Source organism: Peribacillus sp. YIM B13477, assembly GCF_042787955.1.
Classification (GTDB): domain Bacteria; phylum Bacillota; class Bacilli; order Bacillales; family DSM-1321; genus Peribacillus; species Peribacillus frigoritolerans.
The window spans coordinates 79,825-100,823 of the sequence record NZ_JBHZPD010000006.1 but is presented as its reverse complement, the minus strand read 5'-3'; the positions used below and the strand labels follow the sequence as shown (position 1 = coordinate 100,823).

Annotated in this window: 18 protein-coding genes; 7 read left to right on the top strand and 11 right to left on the bottom strand. The window is 39.6% G+C overall.

From position 1 onward, the window contains the following. Positions 1-418 precede the first annotated feature (418 nt). Positions 419-613, bottom strand: coding sequence for a hypothetical protein (locus tag ACFX4H_RS18140; protein ID WP_377435979.1), 195 nt, complete (start codon positions 611-613; stop codon positions 419-421). 609 nt (positions 614-1,222) lie between these two features. Between ACFX4H_RS18140 and ACFX4H_RS18135 the strand changes: the two genes are divergently transcribed. From ACFX4H_RS18135 to shc, 7 genes are all read left to right on the top strand, one after another. Beyond that, complete coding sequence (locus ACFX4H_RS18135) at positions 1,223-1,912, top strand: WxL domain-containing protein (protein WP_241636536.1); 690 nt, start codon at positions 1,223-1,225, stop codon at positions 1,910-1,912. Positions 1,913-1,940: 28 nt separating this feature from the next. After that, positions 1,941-2,636 (top strand): WxL domain-containing protein, encoded by a 696-nt coding sequence (locus ACFX4H_RS18130; protein ID WP_377435978.1) that lies wholly within the window; start codon positions 1,941-1,943, stop codon positions 2,634-2,636. Positions 2,637-2,731: 95 nt separating this feature from the next. Continuing rightward, on the top strand, positions 2,732-3,757 hold the full coding sequence (locus tag ACFX4H_RS18125; RefSeq protein ID WP_377435977.1) for a WxLIP family cell surface protein: 1,026 nt from the start codon (positions 2,732-2,734) through the stop codon (positions 3,755-3,757). After that, positions 3,744-6,068: an L-type lectin-domain containing protein gene (locus ACFX4H_RS18120; protein ID WP_377435976.1), complete on the top strand. Its 2,325-nt coding sequence runs from the start codon at positions 3,744-3,746 to the stop codon at positions 6,066-6,068. The genes ACFX4H_RS18125 and ACFX4H_RS18120 overlap by 14 nt, the downstream gene beginning before the upstream one ends. A 186-nt stretch (positions 6,069-6,254) precedes the next feature. After that, positions 6,255-6,938: a response regulator transcription factor gene (locus ACFX4H_RS18115; protein WP_328130388.1), complete on the top strand. Its 684-nt coding sequence runs from the start codon at positions 6,255-6,257 to the stop codon at positions 6,936-6,938. A gap of 413 nt (positions 6,939-7,351) precedes the next feature. Further along, a complete protein-coding gene (locus ACFX4H_RS18110; RefSeq protein ID WP_377435975.1) occupies positions 7,352-8,890 on the top strand; it encodes an AcpB/EbpR/MafR family transcriptional regulator in 1,539 nt (512 codons plus the stop codon). A 280-nt stretch (positions 8,891-9,170) separates the two neighbouring features. After that, on the top strand, positions 9,171-11,066 hold the full coding sequence (gene shc, locus ACFX4H_RS18105; protein WP_377435974.1) for a squalene--hopene cyclase: 1,896 nt from the start codon (positions 9,171-9,173) through the stop codon (positions 11,064-11,066). Between the two features lie 227 nt (positions 11,067-11,293). Here the strand turns inward: shc and ACFX4H_RS18100 are convergent, their stop codons facing one another. The 10 genes from ACFX4H_RS18100 to ACFX4H_RS18055 all read right to left on the bottom strand — a co-directional run bounded on the left by ACFX4H_RS18100 (position 11,294) and on the right by ACFX4H_RS18055 (position 20,939). Continuing rightward, on the bottom strand, positions 11,294-11,776 hold the full coding sequence (locus tag ACFX4H_RS18100) for a tetratricopeptide repeat protein (protein WP_377435973.1): 483 nt from the start codon (positions 11,774-11,776) through the stop codon (positions 11,294-11,296). A gap of 249 nt (positions 11,777-12,025) precedes the next feature. Further along, positions 12,026-12,574: a PepSY domain-containing protein gene (locus ACFX4H_RS18095; RefSeq protein ID WP_048688116.1), complete on the bottom strand. Its 549-nt coding sequence runs from the start codon at positions 12,572-12,574 to the stop codon at positions 12,026-12,028. Between the two features lie 64 nt (positions 12,575-12,638). Beyond that, positions 12,639-13,994: a sensor histidine kinase gene (locus ACFX4H_RS18090; protein ID WP_377435972.1), complete on the bottom strand. Its 1,356-nt coding sequence runs from the start codon at positions 13,992-13,994 to the stop codon at positions 12,639-12,641. Continuing rightward, positions 13,991-14,686, bottom strand: coding sequence for a response regulator transcription factor (locus ACFX4H_RS18085; protein WP_377435971.1), 696 nt, complete (start codon positions 14,684-14,686; stop codon positions 13,991-13,993). Before ACFX4H_RS18085 ends, ACFX4H_RS18090 begins: the two co-directional genes overlap by 4 nt. 158 nt (positions 14,687-14,844) lie before the next feature. Then, positions 14,845-15,366: a peptide-methionine (S)-S-oxide reductase MsrA gene (gene msrA, locus ACFX4H_RS18080; protein ID WP_377435970.1), complete on the bottom strand. Its 522-nt coding sequence runs from the start codon at positions 15,364-15,366 to the stop codon at positions 14,845-14,847. A 104-nt stretch (positions 15,367-15,470) separates the two neighbouring features. Next, positions 15,471-16,079, bottom strand: coding sequence for a response regulator transcription factor (locus ACFX4H_RS18075; protein WP_249598394.1), 609 nt, complete (start codon positions 16,077-16,079; stop codon positions 15,471-15,473). A gap of 12 nt (positions 16,080-16,091) precedes the next feature. Next, positions 16,092-17,213, bottom strand: a complete 1,122-nt coding sequence (locus ACFX4H_RS18070; RefSeq protein ID WP_377435969.1) for a sensor histidine kinase — start codon at positions 17,211-17,213, stop codon at positions 16,092-16,094. 94 nt (positions 17,214-17,307) lie between these two features. Next, positions 17,308-18,360 (bottom strand): Delta(5) desaturase DesA, encoded by a 1,053-nt coding sequence (gene desA, locus ACFX4H_RS18065; protein WP_063595801.1) that lies wholly within the window; start codon positions 18,358-18,360, stop codon positions 17,308-17,310. Positions 18,361-18,642: 282 nt separating this feature from the next. Continuing rightward, positions 18,643-19,350: a response regulator gene (locus ACFX4H_RS18060; protein ID WP_084737336.1), complete on the bottom strand. Its 708-nt coding sequence runs from the start codon at positions 19,348-19,350 to the stop codon at positions 18,643-18,645. Beyond that, the gene (locus ACFX4H_RS18055; protein ID WP_241636547.1) at positions 19,347-20,939 is read right to left on the bottom strand and encodes an ATP-binding protein; all 1,593 of its coding nucleotides are present in this window, start codon (positions 20,937-20,939) and stop codon (positions 19,347-19,349) included. Before ACFX4H_RS18055 ends, ACFX4H_RS18060 begins: the two co-directional genes overlap by 4 nt. Positions 20,940-20,999 lie beyond the last annotated feature (60 nt).

Sequence of the window (20,999 nt, the reverse complement as noted above, 5' to 3'; positions counted from 1 at the left end):
GGACGTATTTTTTTGCAAAAGAAGTATAATTGAATTACCTAATCCAAAAATCCATCTGTTTTTATGGGCTAGTACTAACAAGACCTCAAAAAAGAATTTACATATATGATCTTAACTGTAGAGAAGTTTTGGTTAAGTTTCTGTTGTTCTGATTTAATACTAATTACAATATAAATTTGCCCATCATCCCACATAGTTAAAAACCTCTAAAAAAAATAGGTAAGTTCCGCCGAAAATAATCGGTGAAACTTACCTAAAAAAATAAGGGGTCGAGGGTATGTGGAAATAAGTATAAGACATGAAAATACCTATAGTATTTCTTTATTGGAGCATACTACTTCATATTAGATATATTTTTAAAGATAGTTTGTCCCAAAGCAATTGTCCTCTTATGTACTTTTTTCCGATTAGTCTTATGCTAATTGGAAAAGTGTCTCCCCCTCCCCCCTTCAGCTGTATCTTCTGCAAATCTTTCGGGCTGCTCCTGACCAGACAAGTATGATCTCAAAACTTTCGTTTTAAAGCTCTGTTCAACATTCTCATAAGGCATCCATTTAACTCTTTCAAAACAAGGTAATTTATATTTATTCACAATACGAATCGGCATTTTCATAGGGAAAACTCATCAAAAACAACTTCAACAAATTTCCGTTTACAAAAACAGCCCAATAAATTTATTTAGACTAGAGTATATGCCGTTTATCGAAACTATGAGCCCTTTTGATTATTTAATGTCAAATCCCCTTTTCGTAACTTCTAATAGTGTTTCCTCCTCTTGAAATATAACTTTTTTGAAACAATAATTTCATTCTTATCATGATCATTCTAAATTTCATTTAAATAAGTGAAATATGCTTCTTATTCCCTCTTTAGCCTTCTAGCGTTAAATTTACATAACCCGACAAATCACAACAGACCTAAGCCATTCAAAGTAAATATTTATAGGTCTAATTTCTTATATGAAGTCTCATAACCCATTTTTGAAATTAGATCTAACGATTTATTTTATAGAATGTAATTAACACATGACATTCCTTTTACCCTACATACTACTCATTTCTTCATTGAACATAAATAACTGCAAGGAGGGAAAAACAACGGGAAAACGAGGAGTTATTAGTAGAATTGGTAACAGTGTTTTATCGAAGCACTGGGTTTTTCATCCAAATCAAAGGCATGGTCATGTTCAACATATATTAAAATTTAAAAGGGGAAATACAAAATGAGTATCAAAAAAGCCTTAATTAAAGGACTAATGTCCTCAGCAGCATTACTGTTATTCGCGACACCTACATTCGCAGCAATCGATCCCAATGCAGTGACAGGAAGTACAGATGGCCTTGGAGCAACTTCTCATGGTCATATTATGATAACACCAGGAGACGAAACTACAGGACCAACTGATCCAATTTTCCCAAGTGAACCAGGTGGTGAAACAGGTAACGAAGGTTCATTAACGATTGATAATGTTTCACCTTTAGAATTTGATACCCACCAATTAGCGAGTGGTGCCGTAGAATATACAACTACATCCATTGATCCTAACGCACAAGTAACCGATAAGCGTGGAACAGGTGTTGGGTGGGCTTTGCAAGTTGCAACTTCACCATTTATGGATCAAACGGATGGCACAAAAATTTTAAAAGGTGCAATTGTTACATTACCAATCGGTACTGCTGAGACGAATCCAGGAAATGTTTCTCCACCACCTGAACTAAGGGAAGTACAATTAGGTACGGATAGTGGAACAACTAATCCCCAAATCCTTATGAGAGCTGATATGAACACAGGATTAGGGACTTGGGCAGATAAATTTGATCCAAGCAGAATTAAAATTTCTGTTCCATCAGGAAACTTAGCAGGGGATTATGTATCGACTTTAACTTGGAGTCTAGTGGACGCTCCACAATAATAAATAAACGAAATAGGAGATTAGAAAAATGAAAGCATTTAGTCTATCAGCGGTAGGCAGCATTATTATGGCCGGAACACTTCTTTCAACAAGTTCAGCAGAGGCGGCTGTCATAAATGACGCAACTTCTAATAATTATATTGGCTTTATAGCAGATGAGGGACCGACTAATCCAGTAGATCCTACAAATCCGGACAATCCTAATCCACCAAGTCCAATTGATCCGGAAGATCCAGGCAATGGTGGTACTGGAAATGCTGGGGCTTTAACTCTGGACCATGTCTCGAATATCCAATTTGGAACACAAAAAATCATGAGCGGAAACACGACTTATAATGCTAAAAATAAGGATCCCTTTGTACAAGTTTCAGATAAACGTGGAACGGGGGAAGGATGGTCTTTGACAGCAAAGGCTTCAGAATTTAAAAGCGATTCTGGAGAAGTCTTAAGAGGAGCTATTTTATCATTCAAAAATGGACAAGTGAAATCACAAACCAGTAATGTTTCCACACCACCAACTGCTAATGATGTTGTAATTGATAATTCAGATTCCAAAGTACTTATGTTAGCTGAAGTAGATGCAGGTCGCGGAACATGGCTAGATGTTTTTTCAGGTACCGAAGGCGATAATAGTAACGTACAATTAAATGTTTTGGCGGGATCCGCTGATGCTCAAAACTATACGGCTACTATGACATGGGAATTATCTGACGCACCGAAATAAATTTAAATTAAAAAAACTTGGCTTAATTAATTATTTTAGCCAAGTTTTTTTTGAAAAATAACATCATGAAATTAGAGATGTGAGGGATAGAAAAAATGAAAAATATGTTATCCATTATGGTTTTAATATTATTGACTGGATTGGGATTTGTTTCCACTAATGAAGTGGCCTTTGCTGGTACTATGGAGTATTCAGTAAAAGCCAATATCCCCAAAAACCAAATTAATAAAAAGCTCACCTATTTTGACTTGAAGATGGCTCCAGGTTCAAAACAAACGATATCTTTAACCGTTAAAAACACTTCTAGTGAAGAAAAAAAGATAATGATCGAACCCAATTCAGCTATTACCAATCAAAATGGAGTGATTGACTATAGCAAACATGGACACAAAAAAGACAGCTCATTAAAATATGCTTTTTCTGATTTGATATCTCCAAAGCAAGAAATTGTAATAAAAGGAAAAGAAACAAAGAAAGTGCCTTTTACTATTCAAATGCCCAAAGAGTCATTTGATGGAATTATTCTGGGTGGATTCTATGTTCACGAAGTAAATAAAGAGGAAAAAAAGAAAGAAAATAATAAAGTTCAAATCAAAAATGAATTTTCGTATGTGATTGGCGTGAAATTAACCGGAACGGATGAAGTTGTGAAGCCAAAACTAAAGTTAAATGAAGTTCAAGCAGGGTTGATGAACTATCGTACGGTTATTACTGCGAATTTACAAAATACCGAAGCTGTCATAATAAATAACTTGGATGTAAATGCACGTATTACAAAGGAAGGAGAAAAAGAGAGGCTCCACTCAACGAAGAAAAGTAAGTTATCCATGGCACCGAATTCTAATTTTGACTTTCCTATTACCTGGGATAATCAAAAACTGGAACCAGGTAAATACCATTTATATTTATCAATTACAGACGGTAATCAAACATGGAAATTTGATAAAATTTTTGAAATTAAAGGTGCAGATGCAAAAGCGATAAATAAAACAGCAATTGAAGTAGAAAAAGATTATACGTTCCTTTTCATCGGACTTGCTGTGTTCATTTTATCATTAATCATCATTATCATTATTTTGCTGAAAAAGAAAAAAAGAGGGGAAGACAATGAAGAAGAGTAACAGGAAATTTCCTCGTGCTGCCCTTTCCGTGATGTTAGTAATGGGGTTAATTCTACCAAGTCCCAGTTGGTTGGCCCCTGCGCATGTTAAAGCAGCAAATAACGGCAATCCTCCATTTAAAATTGATTTGACTGGTATATTCGTTACTCCCGCTACCGGTTCAAATAGCTCCGTTATAGGAGGTAATATCGTTCAAGTAACCCCTGATACTGCTAATCAAAAGGGTGGTATCTGGTCGACTGAAGCTAATAAAATGGACTTAACAAAAGATTTTAAAGCGTCAATGTATATCTATTTCGGGAATCGCGGAGCTAACGCAGCAGATGGTATGGCCTTTGTTATGCATAATGACTCAAGGGGCACAAATGCCATATCCCCCCACAGTGGTTCGGGTCTTGGAGTTTATGCTGGACAGACACACGGGTCATCCAAAACGGATGGCATTCAAAAAAGCTTTGCTGTTGAGTTTGATACCTTTATAAACAATAATGTGAACGATGGTTATTTTGATACAAATACAACCAAAGGGGCCCATGTTGCTTGGAGCTACCCAGGTCAAGCTGAAACTTATATCGATTACTACACAAGTTTTCAGTATAGAAGAACGATGAAACATAATAACATTGATGGTCCAAATAATGGTGCTCAATATCCTGGCAATTTATCGAATGATACCTGGCGTAAATTCACCATTAACTGGAATGCAACAACTTCAACACTTACGTATCAATTAGAAGGTCTATCGTCTGTTAGTATCCCAATAAATGTACAAGATATTTTTGGTGCAGATCAAGTCTATTGGGGGTTTACTGGTTCAACAGGATCTAGATATCAGAACAATCGTGTTGCATTTGAAGAAGTGCCAGGGCTAGTAAATGCAGAAGTGAAAGAAACAATTACGAGAAAAGATGGTGCTGTTGTTGACAATGGTGCCCTGGCCAATAATGGTGAGGAACTAACCTATACGATAAACGCGAAGTATCTTTCCGGCAAACAGGATTGGACCGATATTATAGTAAAGACTTTTTTAAATGATCATGTTTCCTATGTTCCTGGCTCAATGGCAATATCATCAGGGGACGGCTCAGGAGAATTGGATGATGGTTTTTGGACGGGACAATCTTTAGCAGCTAGTATTCCTAATATGAATACCAATCGGAACGATGTGACCATTTCCTTTAAAGTGAAAGTCAATCAAGTAAAGGTTAATACGCCAGTTACTGAGACAGTTAAGTTTGAGGGGAGTAACTATATAACGAATACGAATCCAGTAGATTATGTCATTCAAGCTAACAATGTACCTGAAGTGACCATAACTGAAGAAGGTCCCATTCATTTAGCTGTTGGTGAAGATTATCATGCAAAAGGAACTTGGAAAGATTCAGATGATTCCACTAATACCTTGTATTATGACTTAAATGGCGAGTTGCTAAAATCCGAAGTGCTAGAAAATGGAGGTTCTACTGAACCGGTAGATTGGAGCTATCTTATAACATCAGATCAGTTAAAATTAGGAGAAAATAATCTTCAAGTCACAGCAAAAGATGGTAAAGGCGCTTATTCAGTTTCCGCTAAGTTGAAAATCATTGTTGAAAGTCCTCCAGCCATTACGTTAACGGATGCTAATCGGGAAATTCCTGTTGATTTTGGCACTGAGTATACGATGAGTGGCAGCTGGAACGACCTTGATAGTAATCTAGTTGATTTATATTATGCAGTGGACAGTAATACTCCTGTAAAATTTGCTTCTAATGTATCAAATTCTACTAACAAAGGTGAAGACATTAACTATCAATACAGCATTCCGGCAGATCAATTGTCTATAGGCATGCATCAAGTTTCAGTTTATGCTGTGGATGATACGGGTCGAAAATCAAATATTGAAGTAGTGAACGTCAATGTAACGGGAAAATTAAGTTTCATGAGTGTAACTGAAAATGTTAGTTTTGAAAATATGAAAGTACCAAATCAACCAACCTATTCAAAAAGAAATGATGATTGGGAGATCCTTGTGAAAGATACCCGTGGATTGGGAAGTTCATGGCGTCTCACAGCAACATTAATGGAGGAATTCTCTGATAGTCAAGGGCATTTTTTGAGGGATGCATTAAAGTTTGTTAATGAGGATGGAATTGAAACAACAATGGCGCTTGGAGCTGGGACGAATGTTTATGAAATGATTACACAGGATGAACAAAATATATCGATTAACTGGGAATCGGATAAAGGTATACTGCTAAAAATTGATCCTTTTGTTTATATAGGTAATTATACCGGGAAAATTAATTGGAATCTAATTGATGCCCCATAATATAGAGGATAAATTGATATACTTATTCGGTTAAATCGTAACTTGAAGAAATGATATGAACTGAATAGGTTCCATCCAATTAATACTTAGGACAATCCGTATACTTGCTTCATTTCATTGTTACGAATAGGTTTAATAAACGTTTTAATAATATAGAAAATTAGAAGGGTAGGAGGAGCTGCCTAAATGACTACCACAATTGCGATTATAGATGATCATCAACTTTTCCGAGAAGGGTTTAAACGAATCCTTGAAATTGAAAAATCTTTTCAAGTTATTGCCGAAGGTGTAGATGGTATCGAAGTAGCTTCTATTGAAAAAGAATATAAGCCAGACGTTTTCATAATCGATATCAGTATGCCACTAATGAATGGACTCGAAGCAACACGCAGGCTAATCGAAAATAACCCCAATACAAAAGTAATGATCTTATCCATAAGTGAAGATGAACATTATGTAACCGAAGCACTTCAAAGCGGTGCAATAGGTTATCTGCTTAAAGAGATGAGCGCAAGTGAACTTATTGATGCTGTTCATCTTGTTGCGGAGGGCGGTTCTTATTTGCATCCAAAGGTAATCAACAATATCCTGAATGAATATCGAAAATTAGCTGAAAAACACTTAAGAGAAGATGAAGCTTTTGAGCAATCTCTTAAGCTTTGTCGCCCTCTCCACCTGTTAACGAATCGTGAATGTGAAGTCCTTCAATTGCTTACAGATGGAAAAAGCAATTCCCAGATCGGTGAAGCGCTTTTCATTAGTGAAAAGACTGTAAGAAGTCATGTCAGCAGAATACTCCAAAAAGTAAAAGTAAATGACCGTACTGAAGCAGTTATCCATGCGATTAAAAATAACTGGGTCAAAATTTAATAATAGATCAGGACTTTTAACTACGAAAGTTAATGGTTGAAATAATGTAACAATCCCCTGCCTACTCTTTAACAGGCCACAAAAAAAGAAAAGACTATTTGAGCACTTACTTTATGTAAGTGCTTTTTGCTACACATTCAGTCATGATCACCATCTTCTTAAAAGTTGGGGATTATTCTAAGTTTTTTAGTCAGAAAGAATAATACCTTAAATAACGGGGTGTGAGCCAAAAGTGGGACTTTTTTTATAATTTTCTGAATATTCACCAAGGAGAAAAGGTATTATTAAAAAAACGGGACTTAGTTACTATCAATAAGAGATCGATGTAAATATTCTAAGTTAATAATGTAAATTCCTTAAACAGGGAAAATAAAATGAGAATCCTTTTGTAGTCTTAGGTTTAGGAATGGACTATGATCGATTACGAAATAGGTGATAATATGAATCGATTTTATAAACGTTATTCAGACTTGATCTTTCATTTACTTAATAGTAACAAATGGATTAGTATAGCTGAATTATCCGAGAAAACAGAGTATTCAAGAAGTACAATTTGGCGTGATTTAGAAACCCTGGAGTCTATTTTCCCTGACGGATGGATTTTGAAAAAAAATGAAAACCTTGGAGTTCGTCTAATTAAACCTGAAAATGGTACATTAGAAAGTTTATTAACACAAATAAGAGAAAAGAATTCCTATTTACACACATTAAAGTTAATTCTTTTAAACGATGGTGTTGATATTCCCCAGATATCCCAAGCGGTTTATATTAGTCGTTCCACTGCATACCGTCACCTTGAAAAATTACAAGAGGTTGTAAGTGAGGCAGGTGTTACATTAACTGCAAGCCCCTTTAAAGTCATAGGGGATGAAAAAAAGATTAGAAGATTCATCACGCAATATTTGGACTTTATGTCAGTTGAAGCCAATACCATTAAAGATGATTCCATCGATACGATAAAATTTCAAACAGATTTATTACAGCTGTTTTCAAAATATTCAATGTCTTGCAGAACAGGTGCCTTACAGCGATTAACAATGATTTTATTTATATCAAATTTTCGTGTCTCCATGGGGCATTATATCTCATTTCCTAAAAATCTAATAAATACTTATGAAGGTAGTAAATATTTTGAGCTCTCGAAAGAATTGGTAAAATATATGGCCAAATGCCCGACAAGAGATATTCAACTACAGGAAATTCTCTTCTTTTCTATTTATATCATGAGTGAGGAACGACCATTAAATAGATCACAGTACATTAATTATATTAAAAAAAGAATGAGGAGTAAAAAAGGTTTTCCCTTGGTTAAATTTTTAAAATGTCTTTCTAAATATGTTGGTTTTAATCTATCACAAGATGATATTTTTTTATTCCATTTATCCCAAACATTAAAAAGGATACAAGTTGAAACTGAATTTGAAACGGAAAGTGCAGGAAATTCAATGTTGCAGTTCCTTCCATATTTTGAAACAAATCCGATTTTCCAGGTAATTGAGGAACTGGCAATTGAAAGTTTTTCTTCAGTGCCTTTAACGATTAAGAAACTTGATGTTTTAGAGATATTTTCACTTCTACAGTCTGTTGTCTTGAGAAAATGGAATCAACATACAATACAGGTTGCATTAATGTGCAGAACTTATAACGAAAAAGATTATATTAGGGAAGTATTAAAATATCACTATGGTAATAAAGTGGCTATTTCAACATTGGATCCATCCAGTATTGATTTGCTCTTCAAATATGAGGAGTTTGATCTGCTCATTTCTACCGATATTGGTGATCATAAAAATATGTTAATTGAGCACATCCCTACCATTCAAGTATCGTCCTTTCCCACCCCTTCAGAATTAATAAATATTAAACATTTTATAGAACAGCATTTTTATGGAAATTTAGGTATAGAACCTGAATTGATCTATCCATATGGTATTGATGAATGTCCTTGTTAATGAACATAAGAACTCGAGTAGAAGAAAATCAGTATATCTGGTAGCAATATACCTAACCCGAATTCCTCGCATAATTCGGGTTAGGTGATTTAAAAGCATACCTTCTTTGAATCAAACCGAACTACTGATAGGATTCAAATGACGCTTTGGCAGCTTTCATTGCCAAAGCGTTTTTAGTTCCCCCCTCCTTTATCGATGCGCCTGACATGATTTCTTGAATGCAACGACAAGTTTTGAATATACATATAAACGGAAATGTGTTTTTAGAGGAGGAAAGTCATTGAACCAAGATGTACAATCGGAAATCAATCGCCTTGTTCATCGCTTGAAACAAGACCAATCCGCTGATGGTTCGTGGAATTATCCCTTTGACACCGGGATAACAGCAGATGCCTATATGATCATATTATTGAAAATTCTAGATATGGAAGATACTCCTCTTATAGAGGCTTTAGTAAAAAGAATCGAAAGCAAGCAAACGGAAAACGGGTCATGGAAACTATTCCAAGATGAGAAGGACGGCAATGTTACGGTTACGATCGAGGCTTACTATGGCCTTCTTTTTAGTGGACTCCGCAATAAGAATCATCCACATATGAGGAAAGCCAAACAATTCATTCTTTCCAAGGGCGGCATCAAACAGGCCAAAATGTTAACGAAAATGATGCTTACTGTCACCGGACAATATCAATGGCCGCGCCTATTCCCCATTCCACTCGAAGTGGTCTTACTGCCTCCGACCTTTTTCGTCAGCATTTATGACCTTTCCGTATATGGGCGGGTCAATATGATTCCATTGCTATTGCTGGGCCATAAAAAGTTTCAGATCACGACCCCGGACACGCCAAGTTTAAAAGATTTATTTCAAACAAGGGAGGACAGTTCCGAAGAGCAAGTGTGGGAAGAATACCGTGCCGAAGAATATCGTTCCTTCTTCTCCAAACTTCAAACAGGCGTCAAAACCTTGATTGGTTATCCGGATTATTTGCATTCCTTGGCCTTGGATTCAACGAAAAGGTTCATGCTTGACAGGCTGGAACCAGACGGTACACTGTACAATTATTTCGGCTCTACCTTTTTCATGATCTTTGCCCTCCTTTCAATTGGATATTCGAAAAGAGATCCAGTGATTCTAAAGGCCATTGCCGGTCTAAAGGGGATGGCCTGCTCCATTGAGGGACACACACATATCCAGTTCACGACGCCCCATGTTTGGAATACCTCCTTAATAAGCTACGCCCTTCAAGAAGCGGGAATGCCTTTCAAAGACAAAACGGTCAAGGCCGCCAATCAGTACTTACTGTCACGCCAGCATTATATGTATGGAGATTGGCTGATCCATAATCCTGATGCAATTCCTGGCGGCTGGGGGTTCTCGGATTTGAATACCATGAATCCGGATGTCGATGATACGACCGCGTCACTGCGGGCGCTGGCTAAGCAATTGCAAGCGAAACCGGATAATCGGGACAGCTGGCAGCGCGGTGTCGCCTTCACGATTTCCATGCAAAATGATAATGGTGGATTTCCAGCCTTCGAACGGAATAACGACCATAAATGGCTGCAGCTTCTTCCTATAGAGGGTTCGAAATATCTCCTGACTGACCCTTCCACCGCTGATCTGACAGGAAGGACGCTGGAATTCCTGGGGAACTATACCAATATGAAAAAGCCGGAAGAAGTCAGTAAAAGAGCGGTGGATTGGCTATTGGAAGACCAAAAGCATGATGGCTCCTGGTATGGGCGCTGGGGCATCTGCTATCTATATGGCACATGGTCTGCACTGACCGGCATGAAGGCAGCAGGGCAAGCCACCGGACATCCATCCATCCAAAAAGCCTTAACTTGGTTGAAGAAAATTCAAAATGAAGATGGCGGCTGGGGTGAATCTTGTTACAGTGATATCAAGCAACGATATATCCCCCTCGGAACAAGCACACTGACACATACAGCCTGGGCTGTGGATGCGTTGATATCGGCATCAGAAAAGCCGACAGCCGAGATTGAAAAAGGCATTGCCTACCTCATCCGTGCAGGTCAACAAGAAAGCTGGACCAATGATTATCCTGCAGGCCAGGGAATGGCGGATTTTTTGTATATCCATTATCATAGCTATCGCTATATTTATCCCCTTTTAGCCTTAAGTCATTACAATAAAAAATTCCTGGAAACTTAATCGCCAGTGTTTTTTTCATATTAAAGGTGAATATGTGGATTACCTGTGGAAAAGTAGTGAATAACACCGGGAAGTTATCCACAATCCGAGGTTATCCACATTCATTTATCCGTAAAAGTGGCAAAAGCAAGAATTTCCCCATCAAATTTGTTGATTCATTCATTTCTGCTATGTAAAAATGACTTGTTTATACAGGTTTTGTGGATAGTTTGGGGATGAGCACGATTTTATGTGAAAACTTTATCCAGGTTATCACTATAAAATTCTATCGCCTTAGCATAAGATTGTATTTCTTGATCCCTCGAGGTTTCGGCAATGATCTTCAAAAGAGATTCCATCGCAAGATCATGTTGGCCCAAATTATAAAATGCCATGGCCCTGAATACCAATAAAGCCTTATCCCCAGGAAACTTCGCCAGTCCGGATTCCAATGTCCGTCTTGATTTTTCATATTCCCCTATGGTGCGATATGTGCTCCCCAACCCGAGGTAGGCCCCTTTTGCATCTTCCTCCGGCAAACCTAATTCGAGTGCCGCTTCATAAAAGGGCACCGCCTTTACCTCAAGTCCGAGAATATCCAAACTCCAGGCACACTGATACTGTATGACTGCATCACCGGGATTTTGCTTTGCGAGATCCATCAATATACGATTGGATTTTTCGAATTCTTTCTTTTCCCTTAAGTGCAGGGCCATTTCCAAATTTCCCATTGTCATTCCTCCATTGTATATGATTCCTTAATGCCCCTATTCGCGATTCTTCTTTTCAATTCCTTCTTATATGTATAAACAGCCCATCTCCCAACAATGCTGCAGCCAGGAACTAATATGTTGTTAAGGATTTGGTAGCTTCACTTCCCCGACTGTCTTGGCAAATAAAAAAAGGATCTGCCTCCCGGCAAATCCTTTCATACATTTCAATCTCCATATATCATGGATTACTGTCGACATGACATATGATTAATCATCCAATTGGTTTTTCAATACTTTTCCCGTGGTGGCATCCACCACTACATCATATTCTTTTAGGCCTTGTTTTATTTCCAGCTCGTACACAAGGGTGCCATTCTCTGAATCCAGCTCCATATCCGTTACTTGACCATCCACCGCTTTCAAGGCAATCTTTTCAGCTTGATCACTGCTGACTTTTGCAGTTTCCACGGCTTGTTGTGTGCTCATATCCTCATCATCACCGTCTTCCATCTCCTGAGAAAGAATCTCTCCTTTTTCAGCATCAACGTCAACGTCCTGATAGCCTTCTTTCGTTTTTACGGTCATCTCATAGGTCATCGGCTGGTCCCAATCCTTTTCAAATTGAGTAACTTCCCCGCCTAGTTTTTCTGAAATCATTTTGACAGCCTCATCCTCGGATAGGTTCCCCTTATTGACTGCATATACCGCCGTTCCAGCAGCACCGCCGAAAAGCAATACAGACGCTATGGACACTGTCATGATTACCTTTTTCCTTTGAATGATACCTTCTTTAATCGTACTCCATTGTTTTTTCATGAATGATTCCTCCTTTAAGTTGTTACCCTTATAATAAGCACCCTTCATGAAATGAACATGAGCGTTAGATTAGAATTTGATGAGAAAGAGTAAGAGTCACCAACGTTCCCTCTCCCACCTCGCTTTGAATATCCAATTTACCGTCGAATGACTCTACAAGCGTCCGGGCGATGGATAGCCCGAGTCCATTGCCTCCCGTTTTCCTTGCCCTTGATGAATCAACGCGATAAAAACGGTCAAATACATGTGGGAGATGTTCTGGTGATATCCCTCCGCCGTGATCTTTCACACCGATGACAATTTCATTATCCTGCCGTTTTATCATGATCTGTATACTTGATTCACTATATTTCATTGCATTGTCCAATAGGATGACTATCACCTGTTCAAGCTTACTGGAAATGGTCATTGCATAGATTTCCTTAAACTCTGACTCTATCGTTATTTCACGATTTCCCGTCCTTCTGAATGTTTGGGCAATCCCTTCACAAAACGAAATGAGTTCTATTTTCCCTTCCACATCTTCTGAAGGTTCCTTTTGGGAAGCTGACTGCAGAAGATGTTCCGTCAGTTTTTTCATCCGGACGGCTTCATGATGGATTGCCTCCACTGCCTCTTCCTGAATCGCCTGATCCTTCATTCCCCAACGTTTCAGTAGAGAGGAGTAGCTTTCGATGACCGTAATCGGTGTTTTCAATTCATGTGAGGCATCTGAAAGGAATTGCTGCTGTTGGTTATAATTCCGCTCCAGCCTTTCCATCATCCTGTTGAATGCCGCTCCCATCACCTGCAGCTCGTCCTTTGATTGATCCGATAGCGGTATCCGTTTGAATTCCCCGCTTTTCTCAATATCCTTCATCGTTCCGCTCATGACCGATATCGGTTTGAGGATCAGGTTGGCCAGCCACTTACCGGCAAGAATCGATAACAGAATGACAAAAAGAGATGCACCGCCCAAAACGAGGGCAAGCGTCGATAAATTATCAAGGAGGGTATCCTGCGGCTGTGTGACCTCGATCATACCCAATTTCTTCCCTTCATCAGGATAAGGATAACGGTAGGTCAATACATATTCACCGTCAGCTTTGGCAAAATCATATCCTTTCTCGTTAATGGATTTAACCGCAAGCCCCTTGAGGTCCTCTTCATCCGTAAATGATTTTACCAGCCTTCCATCCGTGTCGAATATCCGCACCATTCCATCGTCCGGGATATACGGCTCCATTAAATCGGAATCACCGGAAATCAAATCTTTCGTCAGGATATTTTCTTCGATTAATGAAGCTTGATCTTCAAGCAGATCCCGTTCCCTCTCTAACGATATCCAAAGGAAGGCGATTAAAACGATGATACTCAACAATATGAGCATGACGCTTAAAAAAAGACTGGAATACGATTGGATTTTCGTCCGAATCTTCATACTGGCTCCTTCAGGCTGTAACCTACCCCGCGGTAAGTATGGATGAGCTGCAGCTCAAAGGGATAATCTATCTTTTTGCGCAAATAACGGATATACACATCAACCACATTCGTATCCCCTGCAAAGTCATATCCCCATACATGTGTCAGGATTTGCTCCCTTGAAAGTACTTGATTTTTATTTTGCAAAAGATAAACCAGCAAATCGAATTCGCGTGAAGTCAGCTCAATCCTATTGCCTTGCCTGTGAATGTCCCTAGTACCAAGGTTCAGCTTCAGATCATGGATCTTCAGTTCATCCTCTTCCCCTTCTGATTGGCTCTCCCTTACATGGGTACGAAAACAAGCACGGATCCGTGCCAGCAGCTCTTCAATTTCAAACGGCTTCGTTACATAATCATTCGCGCCATGGTCCAGGCCGTTCACCTTGTCTGGCACAGCATCCCTTGCGGTCAGAAGGATGACCGGTGTCGATCCATTCTTTTTCCGGTAACGCCTTAGTACCTCTATGCCATTCAACTCGGGCAGCATCACATCCAATAAGATTAAATCCCACTCTTCGGCTTCCGCCCTTTCCAGACCTGCCTTTCCCGTAAAAGCCGATTCTGTTTGATAACCCTCATGATTAAGTTCCAGCTGAAGGACCCTCGCTATTTTTTCTTCATCTTCTATTATTAAAATTCTCTTATTCATGATCATCACCACCTACCCCTTAGTGTACTGAAGAAATATGAAAATATCATGAGAAATTGCCCCCTCCGCAGAAAAATCCGATGAAATAATGAATTTAATTTTTGTACCTTTAAAAGGACAATAAAAAGAACCGGATGTGAAAACACACCCGATCCACTTCATTCACCGTTCCAATGCTGGCCAATGAATTCATCGCGTCCCGATTTCGCACGGTCCGCTTTATAATCATCTTTGTTTTTTTTATGATAGCCTTGATGGTATTCTTCGGCAGGGTAAAAGGTTTGGGCCGGAAGGATTTCCGTTACGATTGGTTTCTGGAATTTCCCGCTGGCCGCTACCTTTTCTTTCGCTTCAAGGGCCAGTTTTTCTTGAGCTTCATCATGATAGAAGATGGCCGTCCGATATTGGCTTCCTCTGTCATGGAATTGACCGCCCTCGTCGGTTGGATCGATTTGCTGCCAATATAGTTCCAGCAATCTTTCATAAGGAAATAACTGAGGATCGAAAGTGATTTCCACGACTTCATAATGCCCAGTAGTTCCCGTCTTCACTTCCTCGTAAGTCGGGTTTTCAACATGTCCTCCCGTATAACCGGATACGATTCCCCCAATCCCCGGTTGTTCTTCAAATGGTGTCACCATGCACCAGAAACAGCCTCCAGCAAATGTAGCCTTTTGCATAATGGTCATCCCCTTTCCTTATGTAATAGAAATTAATATACCATAATTCAATCCTGACACTTTGCTTTTTTGATTTGCAAAGCCTCCAGGGATTTACGCTTTGTTCAATCCTTTGACCAGCCCTTTTCCTTGAATCTTACGATCGCTTCAACGCGATTGCTTACATCCAATTTATCAAGGATGACTGATATATAATTACGGACCGTTCCATTGGTCAGATAAAGCTGGCTTGCGATTTCCTTTGTGGTCTTACCATCTGCGATCAATTCGAGCACTTGGCTCTCCCTTTCAGTCAAAGGGTTTTCTTCTTCGAAAGCCATATCCACCAGCTCGGGAGCATAAATGCGCCGCCCATCCATGATGACACGGATCGAGTTCGCCAGTTCCTCACTAGGGCTATCCTTGAGAAGATATCCGCCCACCTCGGCCTTTCTTGCTCTTTCAAAATACCCAGGACGTGCAAAGGTGGTCAAAATGATGACTTTGCATTGGTGGCCCTGATCCTTGATCTCCTCCGCTACATCAAGCCCGGTTTTAACTGGCATTTCAATATCGGTTATGCAGATATCCGGCTTTAATTGATTGACGAGATTCATTGCTTCTTCCCCATTGCTCGCTTTTCCGACAACTTCCATGTCACTTTCCAAATCAAGGATGGAACCTAAAGCGCCAAGCAGCATCCGCTGATCTTCGGCAATTACGATTCGAATCAAGGTTAATCCCACCTATCCATTATTTTTTATAGCATTCGGAACCCTTATATACAGTGTCGTTCCATCTGTTGATTTAATATCCAGGCTTCCATTAACGAATTCGAGCCTTTCTTTCATTCCTTGAAGTCCATTTCCTTTAATATACTCTGATCGATGTGAAAGTCCCACTCCATTATCCTGTACTGTGATCGTCACTCCTGTTTGTAATTCATCGATGACGATATTACAGCAGTCGGCACCGCTATGCTTGACGATATTGGTAACAGCTTCCTTCAGGCACATGCTCAAAACCGTTTCAACCAGCAATGGGGTATCCCGCAATTCCGCGGTGCCTTCCAAATTGAATTCTATCTCTGCCGCTTTCAATATTTGCTTGACCCGGATGATTTCATCGCTTAGCTTCGCCCCACGCATTTCCGACACCATTTCACGTACTTCCTTGAGTGCCGTCCTCGCCGTTTGCCGGATATCCTTGATTTCCTTCTTGGCCGTCTCCGGATTCAAATCGATCAATTTCCCTGCAAGGTCACTTTTCAAGCCAATCAAAGACAGCTTTTGTCCAAGTGTATCATGTAGGTCACGGGCAATCCGCTGACGTTCTTCCATTTTTCCAAGCTCTGATATTCGTTTATGGGCATCCTCCAATTGTTCTTCCAGCATACCCCGTTTGTTCCGATTATAAGTGTTGAAAGGGAGAAGGATCACGCCTACCACACAAATGAGCATAAAGGGAAATTGCGAAAAGAAGGTAGGGTCTTTCATGATGAAGCCAATATTGACAGACACAATGGTAGCCAATAGCTGGATTGAATATAATACGAAAAATCCAACCTTATTTTGAACATTCCCAATAAAGAATGCCAAAAAGAGTGAAAAGTAAATATAGCTGAAAAATATGGTCATCGATATGGAAATGATTATTTGTATCGCCGTCCATACGTATACGGGCCATCCCTTCGAAACGAATGAGAGACCATATGATATGAAAAACAAAATGATCATGACGATTCCAAAGACTATCTCCAACATCGAAGAAGATTTGAAGATGAAATAAAAAGGAAGGATACAAAAAATGATCCAGACATAAGGGCTCAGCCCTGTGTTTTTCGGAAAGATATGATACCAACTTTGCATGGCGCCGCCTCTATTTCTTTTTACCCTAGTATATACTAAGGAGTTTCATCAAAAAACCATCCAATGGAAATCGAATGGTTTTTTGATGAACTATTTATTTTTCTTGAAGACTTGGACGTTTATTATTGATTTCCACCTTGGATTTTGTTTCATTTAGACGTTCCTTAATCTCTTTAAAACTTACAAACGTCTTGTTTTCTCCATCATAAAGGCGGAAGCGAAGCGATTTTAAACTTGAACTAAGGGTGATTGTCGTTGCCTGCTGCAATGGCAGGGTGGAATCATGGACTTTTTCCAAGTTATAGTTTGGCACTCTTGGACTAAGGTGATGCACATGGTGGAAACCGATATTACCGGTTACCCATTGCAAGACCTTCGGAAGTTTATAATAAGAACTTCCATCAATGGCAGCCTTCACGTAATCCCATTCAGATTCCTCTTCGAAATAAGAATCTTCGAACTGATGCTGTACATAAAACAGCCAGATGCCCAGTGATCCCGTTACAAAAAGCATCGGTACCTGAATCATCAGGAATGCCTGCCATCCGATAGCCAAGCATAAAAGGCCATAAATTGCCACGATTGCAGCATTTGTCAAATACGTATTCATCCGTTCTTTCTTTTTAGCGCCCTTTTTATTCAGACGGTTCGATACAAGAAATAGATAAAATGGGCCCAATCCAAACATGACGATCGGATTTCTATATAAACGGTAAGCAAGACGCCCCCAGAATGAAGCGGCGATATATTCATCAACGGTCATGATCCAAATATCCCCTGTACCGCGTTTGTTTAAATTACTGCTTGTTGCATGATGTATGGAGTGGCTATGCTTCCATTGCTCATACGGAAATAATGTAACGATCCCACTGATTGTACCCAGAACGCTATTCGCTTTCCTGCTTTTGAAAAACGATTGATGGCAGCAATCATGGAAAATGATGAAAATCCTGACTACGAATCCAGAAGCAAGAACGGCCAATGCAAGTGTCAGCCAGTATGAAATGGTTAAGCTTTGATAAGCTAAAAACCATAACAGGAAAAATGGCGGAAATGTATTTATGAGCTGTTTCACGCTTGATTTAGTATTGGATTTTTCAAAAGGGGCAATATCTTTTCTCAATTGTTTTTGATTATGGTTACTCATGTTTTCCTCCTCTTAAAATATATGGAGTGTTTGAATGTATTAATTCGCCGGTATCTCTGCTTTAAGTATAGGATTAATAACCGATTTTCTATAGTCATAAACGTCAAATCCTTGCCATGACACTTGTCATATACTTGTCTGCATCAAAACTTTTCACATGTATTTTTTCCTCATTCATCATTTTTAAACTTCAAAAAACGTGAATTTCCCATCAATTCTATACCAAGAAATCGCCTGCATTTATTCGATCAAATAAAAAAAGATCCGCCTTTGGCGAACCCATTATATCTTGATGGCATAGACCCGTTCAGGTCGTCCTACCGTGCCATATGTTAAATCGGCATCAATCTTTTCCTCTGACATTAAGTGCTCCAGATACCGCCTTGCCGTTGTCCTACTCACCCCGATTTCCTTCGCCACTATTTCTGCAGTTAACCCCGGGGAGGATTTCCCCAACACAACCATCACCTTCTCCAAAGTCATCCGATCGATTCCTTTTGGCAGTGAAGTTCGTTCCCTCTCTTTTTCTTTCATTTCCTTTCGCAAAAGCTTGTCCACCTGTTGCTGCGTTACGGGAAAATTGCCCTTTTCCAATTCAGACAGTTTAATGTGATACTCTTGATACCGGCGTAAGGACTGCTTGAAACGTTCAAATGCAACAGGCTTGATTATATAATCAAATATGCCGATCTTGATGGCTTCCTGGACTTTTTCGATTTCTTTAGCCGCCGTTATCATGATGACATCCATTTGTTTGCTTTGCTGCTTGATTTCTTTCAGGATATCGAGCCCATTCATATCCGGAAAATACATATCGAGCAGCAATAGATCCGGCTGCATGATTTCAATGAAGCTTTTAGCCTCGTCATAGCTTGAAGCGATCCCGATTGTTTGAAACCCCTCAAGCTTTTCGATGAATAGCTTTTGTATCTCGGCAATCCGCAGGTCATCCTCGACGATCAGAACTTCTATAGCGCGATGGGCCATCATTTAATCCCCCCTCTGTTTTTTGGTATAGCTACGGTAAAGATCGTATATTCCCCTTCTTTCGTCGAAAAAGTGATATAACCCCCTAATCCATCAATTGCTTCCTGAACAAGGCTCAAACCTATACCCGAATTGGTTTGATGGCTTTTCGTCGTAAAACCGTTCCGGAAAATCAGTTCGGTAACATTTGAGCTCATCCCTTTTCCATTATCTTCAACCTCTATGATCAACTCTTTACCCAAGTCCGTGACGAACAACGATACCCTTTTTTCCTCCCTTTCGTTTTCCCGTACAGCTTCGAAGGCATTATTGATGAGATTGCCGATGATCGTCACTAATAAATCCCGATCTATTTCGGACGGAATATCTTTAAAACTGCTTTCTCTATCGATGGTAAAATCAATTTTCATCTCGCTGGCCAAACTTACCTTCCCTAAGATGAACCCCGCAATGATCGGATCAGGCACTTCCTTCATCAGAAAGTGAATGAAGCCCTGGGTGACATCGACTTCCTTCGATATGAAATCCATCGCTTCTTTATATGAACCGAGTTGAATCAAGCCCAGCAGTGTATAAAGCCGATTGGAATATTCATGTGTCTGGGCCCTCAGCCCCTCTGCATACGCCTTTACATGTGACAGTTCCTGAAGGAGATTGGATAGCTCCGATTTATTTCTCAAACTTGCAACGGCACCGATGATTTCCCCCTGTCCATTCAAAATGGGAATCCGGCTTGCCAAAAAAACTTCACCGTCAATCATGAATTCCTGGTCATATTCGGCCCGTGCCGTGCTTACTACATCAAGCAAATGTGTATGCGTTATGACTTCTTCGATTTTTTGTCCGCGAAGCATGACGTCCTTAGGAATATGAAGGATTTTATGCGCCGTTTCATTGACGATCGTGATTTTCCCATGAACATCAATGGCAATGATGCCTTCATGAATGGATTCCAAAATGGCATGCTTCTCTTGAAACATCCAAGCGATCTCTTTCGGCTCCAGACCCAATATCGCCTTTTTTATATTGAATGAAATGAAAAAGGCCACCAACAAACCGCCGATTAATATGAAAGAGATGATCAAGACGATCTTTCTTTGTATACTGGACACTTCTTTTTCAATATCATCCTGTAGGTAGCCAACGGAGACGACACCAATGACCTTTTCATTGGCGATTATCGGGGATTTCCCCCTTATGGAAGGTCCCAATGTGCCAGTGGACTCCGTGATGATGGATTCCCCATCCCAAACCTCGGCGTTATCTCCCCCAACCATTTTCTTTCCGATCAAGTCGGGATTTGGATGGGACAGCCGTGTTTCATTCTCATCTCCTATTACTATGAATTCCGCATCGATCTGCCTGCGAATTCTTTCCGCGATGGGCTGGATGATTACAGAGGGATGATCCGTTCGAAAAGCTTGTTTAATTTCAGGCAGCAAAGAAATGGTCTGGGCTACGGACAATGCTTTTTCCCCTGTTTCCTGCTTCAGGTTATTTTCCAGGATATTTATGAAGATAACTTCAAAGATTCCACCCATTAAGATGATTAACGTACAGATGCCTAGCATCAACTTGGTGTGTAAACGCATTCAATCACCTCTACTTACATCATATAAAAAATAACCCCTTTAAAAAAGGGGTTATTTCAC

What these genes read in the sequence shown, in the direction of transcription:
- ACFX4H_RS18140 (WP_377435979.1), bottom strand. Translation starts at nt 613, where the DNA reads ATGAAAATGCCGATTCGTATTGTGAATAAATATAAATTACCTTGTTTT.
- ACFX4H_RS18135 (WP_241636536.1), top strand. Translation starts at nt 1,223, where the DNA reads ATGAGTATCAAAAAAGCCTTAATTAAAGGACTAATGTCCTCAGCAGCA.
- ACFX4H_RS18130 (WP_377435978.1), top strand. Translation starts at nt 1,941, where the DNA reads ATGAAAGCATTTAGTCTATCAGCGGTAGGCAGCATTATTATGGCCGGA.
- ACFX4H_RS18125 (WP_377435977.1), top strand. Translation starts at nt 2,732, where the DNA reads ATGAAAAATATGTTATCCATTATGGTTTTAATATTATTGACTGGATTG.
- ACFX4H_RS18120 (WP_377435976.1), top strand. Translation starts at nt 3,744, where the DNA reads ATGAAGAAGAGTAACAGGAAATTTCCTCGTGCTGCCCTTTCCGTGATG.
- ACFX4H_RS18115 (WP_328130388.1), top strand. Translation starts at nt 6,255, where the DNA reads ATGACTACCACAATTGCGATTATAGATGATCATCAACTTTTCCGAGAA.
- ACFX4H_RS18110 (WP_377435975.1), top strand. Translation starts at nt 7,352, where the DNA reads ATGATCGATTACGAAATAGGTGATAATATGAATCGATTTTATAAACGT.
- ACFX4H_RS18100 (WP_377435973.1), bottom strand. Translation starts at nt 11,776, where the DNA reads ATGGGAAATTTGGAAATGGCCCTGCACTTAAGGGAAAAGAAAGAATTC.
- ACFX4H_RS18095 (WP_048688116.1), bottom strand. Translation starts at nt 12,574, where the DNA reads ATGAAAAAACAATGGAGTACGATTAAAGAAGGTATCATTCAAAGGAAA.
- ACFX4H_RS18090 (WP_377435972.1), bottom strand. Translation starts at nt 13,994, where the DNA reads ATGAAGATTCGGACGAAAATCCAATCGTATTCCAGTCTTTTTTTAAGC.
- ACFX4H_RS18085 (WP_377435971.1), bottom strand. Translation starts at nt 14,686, where the DNA reads ATGAATAAGAGAATTTTAATAATAGAAGATGAAGAAAAAATAGCGAGG.
- msrA (WP_377435970.1), bottom strand. Translation starts at nt 15,366, where the DNA reads ATGCAAAAGGCTACATTTGCTGGAGGCTGTTTCTGGTGCATGGTGACA.
- ACFX4H_RS18070 (WP_377435969.1), bottom strand. Translation starts at nt 17,213, where the DNA reads ATGCAAAGTTGGTATCATATCTTTCCGAAAAACACAGGGCTGAGCCCT.
- desA (WP_063595801.1), bottom strand. Translation starts at nt 18,360, where the DNA reads ATGAGTAACCATAATCAAAAACAATTGAGAAAAGATATTGCCCCTTTT.
- ACFX4H_RS18060 (WP_084737336.1), bottom strand. Translation starts at nt 19,350, where the DNA reads ATGATGGCCCATCGCGCTATAGAAGTTCTGATCGTCGAGGATGACCTG.
- ACFX4H_RS18055 (WP_241636547.1), bottom strand. Translation starts at nt 20,939, where the DNA reads ATGCGTTTACACACCAAGTTGATGCTAGGCATCTGTACGTTAATCATC.